At 48.9% G+C, this 11,610-nt stretch carries 8 protein-coding genes; 1 reads left to right on the top strand and 7 read right to left on the bottom strand.

The genetic code is table 11. The annotated features are described in order from the left end of the window. Positions 1–97: 97 nt before the first annotated feature. The 3 genes from D829_RS0125450 to D829_RS0125440 all read right to left on the bottom strand — a co-directional run bounded on the left by D829_RS0125450 (position 98) and on the right by D829_RS0125440 (position 3,281). Positions 98–916 (bottom strand): carbohydrate ABC transporter permease, encoded by an 819-nt coding sequence (locus D829_RS0125450; RefSeq protein WP_017691738.1) that lies wholly within the window; start codon positions 914–916, stop codon positions 98–100. Continuing rightward, positions 916–1,809 carry a sugar ABC transporter permease gene (locus D829_RS0125445; RefSeq protein WP_017691737.1) on the bottom strand — a complete coding sequence of 298 codons (894 nt, stop codon included), beginning with the start codon at positions 1,807–1,809 and terminating at the stop codon, positions 916–918. The genes D829_RS0125450 and D829_RS0125445 overlap by 1 nt, the downstream gene beginning before the upstream one ends. Positions 1,810–1,940: 131 nt before the next feature. Next, complete coding sequence (locus tag D829_RS0125440) at positions 1,941–3,281, bottom strand: extracellular solute-binding protein (RefSeq protein ID WP_017691736.1); 1,341 nt, start codon at positions 3,279–3,281, stop codon at positions 1,941–1,943. Positions 3,282–3,764: 483 nt separating this feature from the next. On the opposite strand from D829_RS0125440, the gene D829_RS0125435 reads away from it, so the two are divergent. Further along, positions 3,765–4,796, top strand: a complete 1,032-nt coding sequence (locus D829_RS0125435; RefSeq protein WP_026081414.1) for a LacI family DNA-binding transcriptional regulator — start codon at positions 3,765–3,767, stop codon at positions 4,794–4,796. 438 nt (positions 4,797–5,234) lie between these two features. On the opposite strand, the gene cydC is transcribed toward D829_RS0125435, so the two are convergent. Genes cydC through D829_RS0125415 form a run of 4 tightly spaced genes read right to left on the bottom strand, consistent with a single transcriptional unit; the run spans position 5,235 to position 11,501 of the window. Beyond that, positions 5,235–7,172 (bottom strand): thiol reductant ABC exporter subunit CydC, encoded by a 1,938-nt coding sequence (cydC, locus tag D829_RS0125430; RefSeq protein ID WP_017691734.1) that lies wholly within the window; start codon positions 7,170–7,172, stop codon positions 5,235–5,237. A 1-nt stretch (position 7,173) separates the two neighbouring features. After that, positions 7,174–9,084, bottom strand: a complete 1,911-nt coding sequence (gene cydD / locus D829_RS0125425; RefSeq protein WP_017691733.1) for a thiol reductant ABC exporter subunit CydD — start codon at positions 9,082–9,084, stop codon at positions 7,174–7,176. Position 9,085: 1 nt separating this feature from the next. Beyond that, positions 9,086–10,141 (bottom strand): cytochrome d ubiquinol oxidase subunit II, encoded by a 1,056-nt coding sequence (gene cydB / locus D829_RS0125420; protein ID WP_241230820.1) that lies wholly within the window; start codon positions 10,139–10,141, stop codon positions 9,086–9,088. Continuing rightward, positions 10,086–11,501, bottom strand: coding sequence for a cytochrome ubiquinol oxidase subunit I (locus D829_RS0125415; RefSeq protein WP_017691731.1), 1,416 nt, complete (start codon positions 11,499–11,501; stop codon positions 10,086–10,088). The genes cydB and D829_RS0125415 overlap by 56 nt, the downstream gene beginning before the upstream one ends. Positions 11,502–11,610: the final 109 nt, after the last annotated feature.

Raw genomic sequence — 11,610 nt, 5'->3', positions numbered from 1 at the left:
CATGTGTAGCACTCCATATGCTGGCCTGCCCGATCAGGCGAAGGATGCAATGACTGCCCCCGAAGCATACCTTGTTAACTCCTGCACCTGAACTGAATTAAGATTTAACAGCCCCGGCCATAGCGCCTCCCACAATGAACCGTTGCAGAGCAACGTACAGGACAACCAGCGGCAAGGTAACAATCAGAATGCCACAGGCGAGCAGCGGCCAGTTATTCATGTATTGTCCATAAAATGTGAAGAGTCCTTTGGTTACCGGCTGATAATTCGGATCAGATAAATAAATGGTCGGCCCGATAATATCGTTCCATACACCTATCGCGGTGAGAATAATGCCTGTTGCCAGGATTGGCTTCATTAACGGAACAAGGATCGTGAACAGATAACGTGTATATCCACTCCCGTCCATGGCCGCCGCCTCATCCAGCTCCCGTGATACGGATTTGATATAACCCACGAACATCAAAAAGGCGATCCCCGTCCCTGTCGTCTTCAGCAAAATATACCCCAGCTGCGTGTTGTAGAGACCCAGATTGTTGATCAGGGAAAACTGCGGAATGAGCGGGTTAGGAAGATACATGGAGATCAAAAAGAAAATATAAATGAGTGTGCTGAACTTCACGTATCTGCGTGCGAGCGGGAATGCGGCAAAGATGGACAACATTAATGTCAGAAGGGTGGACATCCCTGTATAGAGCACACTGTTCCACATATACTGAGAGAAGTTTCCTTTATTCCATGCCTCGGAAAAGTTCTCAAGTCGAATTCCTTCGGCAATCGCTACAGGATCAAGCAAATATTCCGTCTGCGTCTTCATCGATACATTGAACAGATAGAACAGCGGGAAAACGTACAACGCAAGCATAAGCAGGACGATGACGTAGCTAGCCATTCTCGACGTTTGGCTCTGCTTCATTATACTTCCACCTCTCTTCTACGAAGATAGAACAGCGCAATCATAGATATCGTAAATACAAAGAGGAACTGAATCATGGCGACAGCAGAAGCCAAGCCGTAATCTGCCGTTCCGCTGCCAAACGCCGTAGCGTATACATCAAACGCAAGCGTCGTTGTATTGAACTTGCCACCCGTAAGTACATAGATAATGTCAAAGGTTTGCAAAGCTCCAATAATGGACAACAGCATGTTGACCGTAAATGAAGGGGCAATCATCGGGAATGTAATGTTGGTAAATGCTTTCCACCCTGAAGCACCATCCATGTAACCCGCCTCATACAGATCGCTTGGAATGGATTGCAGACCTGCCAGAAAGATCGTCATGGAATACCCCATGTACATCCAGATCTGAACGAAAATAATCAGTTCAAAGGCGATATTATAATCACCAAAAAAGTTGGAGCTGGTACCAAAAAAATTGAGAAGCGACTGGGCTGGGCCACCCAGCGGATTCGCAACGAGTTGCCAGATCAGTCCGGACACCGTAACCCCCAATACAACCGGCAAAAAGAATACCGCACGGTACAATTTGTCGCCTCTAAGCTTCTTGTTGATCAAGATCGCCATGAACAAACCAACCGCATTTTGGATGATCACTACAGCAAATGCAAAGTACAAGGATCGCCCAATAGCATCCAGCCGATCTCCGGCATTGGATGCACCAAAAAATGTTTTATAATTTTCAAAGCCGATAAAGCTCCATGTCTGACCCCGAACGCCAGTTGCATCCGTGAACGAAAACAGCACCGTTACGAGCGATGGTCCGAAACCAAACACCATGTACAGCAGCAACGGAATGCTCAAATAGAGATAAGGAACAAGCCGAGCCTTACCTTTTCCAAAGGGATACATCTTCCTCACACCTTTCATGTGGTAAAACCAAGACAAAGGAAAGCCGGAATAGCGGTCTGGCCTGGGCCCGAAGGCTCTGACCCTGAGCGTGATTCCGGCGTATGCGGCACATATGTGCCATCGATGCTAACTTATTTTGGAGCAGCAGCGTCCCAATCCGCTTGTGATTTGCTTGCAAGCTCTTCCGGCGTTGCAATCGGTCCGGCAGGCTTGAGCATTTCCGCGTGAACGCTGGACTCCGAAATGTACTGCCCTACATTTTGACGGTTAATGAACAACTGATCCCAGGAAAGCTTGAAGTTTTCCAGGTACGGCTGAATGCCCTTGATAAATTCGCTCGATATTTCCACATCAGGTTGTGTTGGGAGGAAGCCGGCTACATTAACAAAATCCGTATAGTTCTCTTTCTCGGACAACATGTCAAGCCATTTCATTGCGTAGTCCTTGTTCGGTGATTTGTCCACCACCATCCAGGTCATATCGTATTTACCGGCCAAATCTTTGTTTTTGGCCGCATCATTGCTGCCTGGAATAGGGAAATAACCGAATTTCAGATCAGGATTGGCCGTTTGAATCGTTGTTGCATCCCAAGTGCCGTCAGCAATCATGGCAACCTTTCCTGTAGCAAACAAACTTGGCAGTGTGCCATAGTCAACACCCATGAAGCCCGGCATCGCACTGTTCATCAACACTTGAGATTTTTGTAATACTTCGATCTGGACCGGATCAGTCAGCTTGGTTTCGCCAGTCCACAGTCCTTTGATATAAGCAAGCTGATCCTCATGAATAGAAGCCTGAAGACCTTGCACCGCGAGGCCAATCGGCCACACATCCTTGCCCGCCAGACCAAGCGCCTCTACCCCATTGTCTTTAAATACTTGGATGACATGCTGCAATTCGTCCCAGGTTGCAGGCACTTCCAGATTATATTTGGCGAAAAGCTCCTTGTTGTAGAACAGTCCTGTGAAAGCTACTTTACCCATGTTCACACCGTACACTTTGTCGTTGTACGTCATTGCGTTCTGTACATCCACTTCATTGTAGTTTTGGATGAATGATTGATCCGACAGGTCACTGATCAGCCCTGCATCAATCCACTGCTTCCACATCGGGTCAGCAGCGCCCTTGGACCAATCCTGCGGAGCGCCTACAAAGCTTGATTTGAGCGGAATGATATCGACATCTCCACTATTACCGGCGTTCATCCGTGTTTGCATCAATTGATCATATGTAGCATCCGCCGGAACCGTCGTATATTCCACCTTTACGTCCGGATATTTCGCTTCAAATTTCGTATTAAACTCTTTGATGTAGTTGTTAATGTTCTCTTGCTGCCAGTGAATAATCTTCAAGGTAACTTTTTTGCTGCTGTCTGTAGCCTGAGTTCCTTCTTCCGAAGAGCTGCTACTACAAGCGGCGAGCACACACAATAAAGCGGTTACAAGCGCAATGGTTAAAGTCATTTTCTTCATTTTCGTTGTCCCCCATGATTTTGAATTAAATCTACGAAATCAGTTTCGTTAATTTCACCCTTATTATGACTTCAGATCTTTATTTTGTAAATAGTCATTTTGTGTTTTTTGATTTCCATGCACCAACCCGCTTGATAAAAGCTTTTTTTATCGTTATATACGTTGAAATCAAGTTAACCTTTACGAAAATTACGAAACACAGCACATGACATGATTTCATGTACAGCCCCAGATAACCCGGTATTCCCTTCAAATGGACTCAAAATCTGTAAAAAAATTAAGATTATGTGCTAAAATTCATCCTTATTTTCGCGACAAACCTCCTTGATCGCTTAAAACCTATGGATGCATATCATTTCAAGTGTGAACCCCCCTTTCTGCTGTTGACTCTCCTGTCTTTGTAGCATAGAATACTTGCAAGAAAGCGAAAAAACCGATACAGCCCCAGTTTACGAAACCAGTTTAGGAATCCGAGGGATGTTTATGAATATCAAAACGATAGCGAGTTTAGCCGGCGTGTCTGTAGCCACGGTGTCCAAGATTATCAATAACTATCCAGATATCAGCGAGGAAACGCGCCAGCGCGTGCTTAAAATTATGGAAGAGACAGGCTATCGTCCATCTTCTTCAGCCAAAACACTGGCAACCAAAAAATCCAGCCTAGTTGGCGTCGTGTTTGCAGGGAAGCTGAACGTGGATTTCAGCCACCCTTTCTTCGTACAGGTTATCAATGCGTTTAAGAAACAAATTGGCTTGCTTGGATACGATCTACTCTTCTTCTCGAATGAGAAGTTTCTGGATCAGGGTGAGGACTACTTGGCGAGATCCAAGTATTTTCAAGTGGATGGCTGCATTATTATTGCGGGGGATGAGGTAGAGAGCAGCATATTCGACCTGGATGCCAGCCCGATTCCTTGTATCGGCATTGACATTGAGCTGACAGGACAGGGCTCCTGTTACATCATGTCGGATAACGAGAAAATTTCACTCAAAGTTGTCGAGCAGTTCTATATGAACGGGTACCGGGATATCGGTTTTATTGGGCTTCAGCGTGCCTCCTTGGTGATGCAACAGCGGGAAGAGGCGTTTAAGCGTTCCCTACAGCAGTTTAGTATTGAGGAGAAGCCCGAATGGATGGTATACAGCTCCGATTATGCCGCAGCAGACGGATATGAAGCAGCCAAGAAAATACTCTCCTGTGACGTTCTGCCACGGGCAGTATTTGCGGCCACGGATCTGCTTGCCTTCGGAGCTGCCCGCGCCTTCAAGGAGCACGGCCTACGCATACCGGAGGACATCGCGATTGCAGGCTGTGACGATATCGAGGCCTGCCGCTATACCGATCCGCCGCTCACAACCGTCAAGCAGGATACCGACAAAATCGGACGCCTTGCCGCCATGATTCTGTTCGATCTGATGAACAAGCAAATGGATAACCGCTGCATTAAAGTGGAGCCGGAACTGGTTGTGCGTCAATCCTGTGGCACAGCCATGCTGCTGGCACAGGAGATCTGAGCGATATGTCTATGGGACTGGCTGCTACAGATCACTTCACATCATAGACATAGCGATTTTTCATAAAACTCCACATCAAAAAGCAAAAAGGGGATGTCCCATAAGTCATGAATATGACAGGGGACATCCCTTGTTCGTGTTATTTTGTTTTTAATGAACCTGAGACACGCTATTCGCTTCCATTGCCGAGATCTGAGATCTAACGAGTCACAGAGACGTTATTTCGTCGATTCGGTGGAGGTTTTAGGTTTTGACCACGTTTTATGACGAAATAGCGTTACTGAAAATCTTGCAAGCGTTGATGATCCGCCTTTTAAGGTGCGGCAGGTTCGTTAGCGCTTAGAGCGAGGCGGAATTCCTTTTGAAACAGCCCCATTTGCGATGCTGAGTAAACGGACAGTCCTGCTCTGAGATCATGGTTATACCGGGAAATTCCTGCTATCTGGAAGCAGCAGGTGGCAGCTCGACCTCTACTGTCTGCAACTCAGACCAACCCGGCCGATCCAGTTCGAGCAGACGGCGATAACGCTCTTCCCTAGCCAGCAATTGTTCGTGAGAACCCTGCATGGCAATCTGACCATTTTCCATAAAAATAAGTTCGTCCATCTGTTCCGCACCAATCAGGTGATGGGTGACCCAGATCATCGTTTTGCCTTGCAAGCTGTTCAGAATGGTGCGCATCAGTTCGCGTTCCGTCACCGGATCAAGCCCTACGGTTGGTTCATCCAATATAATAACAGGTGTCTCCCGAAGCAGTACCCGGGCCAGAGCAATCCGTTGTCTTTCCCCACCGGAGAAACGCAGACCCGTCTCCAGCATCGGCGTATCATATCCTTGCGGCAAAGATTCGATCAGACCGGATAAACCTACTTGCGCGGCCACCCGACGAATCTCCTCATCCGTTGCATGTGGACGACCAATCCGTAAATTATTGGCTACCGTGGTATCGAACAGGTGTGGACTCTGATTCAGCACCGCAATGACATCAGTGATACTTTCGCCCAGGGTCTGCACAGGCAAATCATTAATCAGAACGTTACCCGCAGACGGAAGCAAAGCCCCCTGAATCAGTTTCAACAAGGTCGATTTGCCGCCGCCGCTTCGTCCAAGAATAGCTAATCGTTTGCCTTGTGGCAGATGAAGGGATACGTCCTGTACAGCGTAGGAATCATCCGCTGCATACCGGTAACTAACGCGATTGATCTCAATATCTGCTCTTAGTTTGGGCGGAATGCGAAGACGAATTCGTCTGTCCGGGATAGCATTCGCAGCTGGCAAGGACTCCGATGTCTGTCCAGCCAATCCGTTGCCGTTTTTTATTACAGAGATCGAGTCGCCTGTTCGGCCAACATCATCCACTCCATTCTGCACCGGAAGATGCTCTATCCCTTCCAGCTGTTTCAAGCTATCCAGCGACTCCCGGTACTGTGGAAGATGCTCCACCGCATCCCCTACAGGCAGAAGTGTTTCCGTGAGCGGAAATAATACCAATACAAAAGCAGCAATCATCACGGCAGGTAATTGCCCGACAGAAGCAGTATTTCCGGCCCATAACGTAACCGTTACTACCATTAGTCCAATGACGCACTGGGCCATCAGATCACGCCAGCGTGTCCAACGCCGCAACTTGCGACGAATCGCGTCGACCTGTTCTTCTGCCTCTTCCTGCTGCTGAACAAATTCTGCGGCTCGTCCACTTGCAAGCCAATCTCCCAGTCCAAGCACACCGTCAGTTAGACGGGTATACAACCTGCTGTTTTCCTTTTTCAGCCGTACACGCCATTTCCACGTTACTTTAAGAGAGATCGCAGGTAACACGGCAACGAGAAATAACATATACAAGCCCATCCACATCGCAAATCCCAGATCCACACTGCCAAAGGCAATCACAGCCCCACCGTACATCACAAGTGCGGTAACGGCGGGAAAAACGGTACGCAGATAGATATCCTGCAACCGCTCCACATCATCGGCGAGTGCTCCGAGTACATCTCCTGTCTGCATGCGAGAGCGCAGGAACAGGGCTTGCGGCTCAAGAATGCGATACAGCTTCACCCGCTGATCGGCCAATACCCGCAGTACGGCATCATGTCCTGCCAATCGCTCGATATATCGAAACACGGCGCGGAATATCCCAAATGCACGTACCCCGACAATAGGTACATACACCATCAAAATATTTTCAGGACGCAGCGCAGACTTGGAGATCAGAAATCCGGAGGTGAACAGCAGCAGTACCGCACACAGTGCAGCACACGTGCCTAGCGCAATGACTGCAATGAATCTCCAGCGGTACTGTGCCACATACGGAGCAATCCAGCTATTTTTTTCTTTTCCGTTACGGACGGTCTCCATATGCTCATATCCGGACTTCATGTTATATCGCCTCCATCTGGGCCTGAATCATCTGATAATATACACCTTGTCGTGCCAGCAATTCCTGATGTGTTCCCGTCTCTGCCACCGTGCCGCCGTCCATAACAATAATCCGATCCATATGTGGCATCCAGTGCAGGCGATGGGTAGCCAAAAATACAAGTTTGCCATCAAACAGCGGCAGCATCGTCTGTTTCAGTTCATACTCTGTTTCCACATCCAGATGAGCTGTCGGTTCATCGAGCAGCAGGATGTTCGGTTGACTAAGCAAGGCTCTTGCCAGCGCTACCCGTTGCTCCTGCCCACCACTGAGCTGTCTGCCGCCAGCCCCAATCGACTCATGCAACCCACCGGATAATGAGGTCAGAAGCTTGGTTAATCCAGCTGCGCTAATGGCCTTGGCCACTTCCGCATCCGAAGCCTCCGGCATATAGAAACGAACGTTATCGGCTAGGCTTCCACTAAAGATATACGGATGCTGCGGGATAGCTGCCGTCTGTCTTCGCCAGGATTCAAGCATATCCTGTGTCACAGGCTGTCCGTTGGCTAATACTTGGCCTGAAGTAGGAAGCTGAAATCCAGCCAATACGTCAATCAACGTGGATTTGCCTGCTCCGCTGGCGCCAATAATACCGATTTTGCCGAGACCTGTAATCTGAAATGTAACATCCTTTAGCGAATAAGGACCTTCATCATCATGCCGTACCTGTACATCCGTTAATGCCAATCTGCTATTCTCATTCCAGAAGGACACTGAAGATGAGGAAGCAACAAGATTAGGAGTAGTAGAAGTAGAAGCAGGATCAGGATGCCCCGCTGCCATTTTATCGTTCAACACGACGTGTATGGTCGAAGAGCTTGCTTTCCTTTTACCCGAAGATAACGATGATGTAGATCCAGCTCCGTCCTCTGTTGTGTCTGCATGCACAACAACATTCGCATAGGCTTCTTTCTGTTGCTGTTCAGCGGCTTTTCCCCGTTCAATCACCTGGTTAATGGCTACTCCGGCTTCCTTACCGTCCAATGTTGCGTGGTAATCGGCACCGAGCATACGTACAGGCAGGAAATATTCAGGTGCCAGAATCAGTACTGTCAGCGCAGGGCCAAGCAGCATATGCCCTTCCGTCAGACGTAATCCCAGACCAACAGCTACGGAAGCAACGGACAGCATGGTGAAGAAATCGAGTGCAAACGAAGAAAGAAAGGTTAGGCGCAGGGTAGACATCGTTGCCTTCCGATACCGCTGACTGACCCGCAGAATGGACCCTTCGTGTGTCTTGCTCTGTCCCAATGTTTTTAGCGTCTCCAGCCCCCGCAGGGTATCGACAAAATGGTTAGCGAGTGCTTTGTAGGATCTGAATTGTCCGTCTATCTTACGCTGAGCTGCGAGGCCAATCAGAATCATGAACACAATCAGGATTGGGAGAGTCAGCATCAGAATAACCCCGGACATCAGATCCAGCTTGAACACATACAGCAGAATGACGATGGGTGTGAATCCTATGCCCAGCATGCGAGGAATAAATAGTTCCAGATACGTCTTGTATTGAGCTGTTCCCTCACGTGCCAGTGTAACCAGATGGCCTGTGCCCTCCGTCTTGGCATAACGCGGTCCAAGTCTGAACCACTGCTCCACCATCTGTCTGCGCAGATCGGTCCCTGTCTTCTCCGCATATCGTGAAGTCACGAGTTGTAACCAGAAGGATAAGGCGTAGCGGGCGGCAAAAGCAGCCAGGAACAGCAGCAGTACCGGGTACTGCTCCGTTACGGATGAACCTTCAAACAATGCTGTTATGGCCTGTGCCAGCCATTTGGCTTGCATAATGATCGTCATCGCCTGCAACAGTACCAGCGCTGATGCCAGCGCGAGTACCGGCCGGATGCCCGGCAGCTTCAGCAGCCCTCGTCCCATCTCAGTACTCCAGTTGGTGCTGCTCGTTCAGACGTTTGCGGAAGATATAATAACTCCAGATCTGATAGCCAAGAACAAACGGCAGCAATGTGCAAGCTACAATGGTCATTACTTTTAATGAATACGCACCCGATGCGGCATTGTATACAGTCAGGTCATACGCCGCCCCAAAGGAACTCACCATCACTCTTGGGAAAAGTCCGATAAAGACCGAGGCAAAGGCAATTGCAATCACTGCCCCAGTCATACCAAAAGCCCAGCCTTCACGCTTCTGACGAACAAAGTATGCCGCAAGTGCAAGCGAAACTGCGCCAAGTACAACCATAATCCAAAGAGCCCAACCGCGTACGGCGAACACATCCGTCATGAAATACGTCATTAACGCGTAAACAGCGAGTAGTGCAGCCAGCGGCAGCATCAATTTTTGCGCTGTCTTCAAGGCACGCTCTCTGAGATCACCTACTGTTCGTAGTGATGCAAACAGCAATCCATGAACCAGACACAGCAGGGTTACGCTCAAGCCACCAATCACGGTGTACGGATTAACAATATCGAGGAATCCTGCACGCAACTGCATCTCCCCATCAATGGGCAGACCTTTCATCAATGTGGCAAAGACCACGCCGAACAGGAACGGCAAGAGCGCGCTGGAGACAACAATGATGATGTCCCATGTTTTGCGCCAGCGTTGCTGTTTCATTTTACTGCGGAATTCGAAAGCAACACCGCGACCAATCAAGGCGAGTAACACCACTACAAGTGGCAGGTAAAAACCACTGAACAACGTCGCATACCAGTGCGGGAAGGCGGCAAACATCGCGCCCCCCGCCGTAATCAGCCATACTTCATTACCATCCCAGAACGGACCGATCGAGTTGATCAGAGTCCGGCGTTCGCGGTCTGTTTTGGCAATAATGCCTGTAGACATCCCCACACCAAAATCAAAACCTTCCAAAAAGAAGAAACCAACAAACAATACGGCGATCAGCAAAAACCACAACTCACTTAGTGACAACGGAATAACCTCCATCCACGCCGAACGGATCGGCCGATTCATCGTGATCTTCTGGCTTCTCAACCGCAAATGGGCCTGCCTTGATCTCACGTACGAACAGGTATACCATCACGATACCAAGCACGGTATACGCAGCTGTGAACGCAATCGTGGAGAACAGGATCATGCCTGCGGATACGTTCGGTGAGACCCCGGCCTCGGTGGTCATATAGCCAAATACCGTCCATGGCTGTCTTCCAACCTCGGTCATGATCCAGCCTGACGTATTGGCAATAAACGGCAGGGAGATGGCAAATACCATCAGACGCATAAACCACTTTCCAGCGACCTCCAGCTTCTTGCGCATAGCCAGAAACGTACCGTACAGAGCAAGCACAATCATTAAACCACCTGCTGCGATCATAATGCGGAAACTCCAGAACGTTGTCCGTACCGGCGGGATGTAGTCCCCCGGTCCATACGTCTGCTGATACTCAGCATTCAGTTCCTTCATGCCTTTGACACTACCGGAGAACTTGCTGTAGGACAGGTAACTGAGCAATCCGGGGATTTTGATCTCACCCGTACTCTCCTGTTTATCCGGATCAATAAAAGCGACCACCGTCCATGGCGCCGGATCTTCTGTCGTCGTCCATGTGCCTTCACTGGCTGCCATCTTCATTGGCTGTGTCTCCACCAGATATTGCGCCTGGAAGTGCCCCGAGAATGCCACGCCGAATGAAGAAACAAGAGCGATAATGATCGCAATATTAAACGATTTGCGGAAGATCTCCACATCTTGCTTCTTCATCAATTTGTAGGCACTGATCCCGGTTACGACAAAGGCCCCTGTCATCAATGCCCCAAAAATCGTATGTGGGAACTCGACGAGAAGCTGACCATTCGTGATGAGTGCAAAGAAATCATTCATCTCGGCTCGGCCGTTGTTAATCTCAAACCCGACAGGATGTTGCATAAATGAATTGGCTGCCAGAATCCACAGCGCGGACAGGAATGTGCCGACAAACACCAGCCAGATGCAGGCCAGATGCACTTTTTTGGACAAACGATCCCATCCGAATATCCACAATCCAATAAATGTAGACTCCATAAAAAACGCCAGTAGCGCTTCAATAGCCAGTGGCGCACCGAACACGTCCCCGACAAATCGGGAGTACTCGGACCAGTTCATACCGAACTGGAACTCTTGCAGAATACCTGTGACTACCCCGACGGCAAAGTTAATCAGGAACAGCTTGCCCCAGAACTTGGCCATCGTTTTGTAGATCTCCTTACCCTTAACAACGTACAACGTCTCCATGATCGCAACCAACAGTACAAGACCGATGGATAGCGGGACAAAAAAGAAATGGAAAATCGTTGTAAGTGCATATTGGATACGCGATAACATAATCGGATCCATATCGTTACCCCTTCTTTCTGTTCACTTCGCAGTATGCGTATTTGGCATTGAAGCTGCACCTTCGCTGTCTGTCCGCCAAATACGTTGATGAACGTATTGTGCCAGATTA

Source organism: Paenibacillus sp. PAMC 26794 (assembly GCF_000316035.1).
Lineage (GTDB): Bacteria > Bacillota > Bacilli > Paenibacillales > Paenibacillaceae > Paenibacillus.
Note: the sequence above shows the minus strand (reverse complement) of the source record. Positions and strands in the feature narration are given on the sequence as shown.

Excerpts from the sequence above, each read along its gene's own strand:
- D829_RS0125450 (WP_017691738.1), bottom strand. The coding sequence starts at position 916 with ATGAAGCAGAGCCAAACGTCGAGAATGGCTAGCTACGTCATCGTCCTG.
- D829_RS0125445 (WP_017691737.1), bottom strand. The coding sequence starts at position 1,809 with ATGTATCCCTTTGGAAAAGGTAAGGCTCGGCTTGTTCCTTATCTCTAT.
- D829_RS0125440 (WP_017691736.1), bottom strand. The coding sequence starts at position 3,281 with ATGAAGAAAATGACTTTAACCATTGCGCTTGTAACCGCTTTATTGTGT.
- D829_RS0125435 (WP_026081414.1), top strand. The coding sequence starts at position 3,765 with ATGAATATCAAAACGATAGCGAGTTTAGCCGGCGTGTCTGTAGCCACG.
- cydC (WP_017691734.1), bottom strand. The coding sequence starts at position 7,172 with ATGAAGTCCGGATATGAGCATATGGAGACCGTCCGTAACGGAAAAGAA.
- cydD (WP_017691733.1), bottom strand. The coding sequence starts at position 9,084 with ATGGGACGAGGGCTGCTGAAGCTGCCGGGCATCCGGCCGGTACTCGCG.
- cydB (WP_241230820.1), bottom strand. The coding sequence starts at position 10,141 with ATGAATCGGCCGATCCGTTCGGCGTGGATGGAGGTTATTCCGTTGTCA.
- D829_RS0125415 (WP_017691731.1), bottom strand. The coding sequence starts at position 11,501 with ATGGATCCGATTATGTTATCGCGTATCCAATATGCACTTACAACGATT.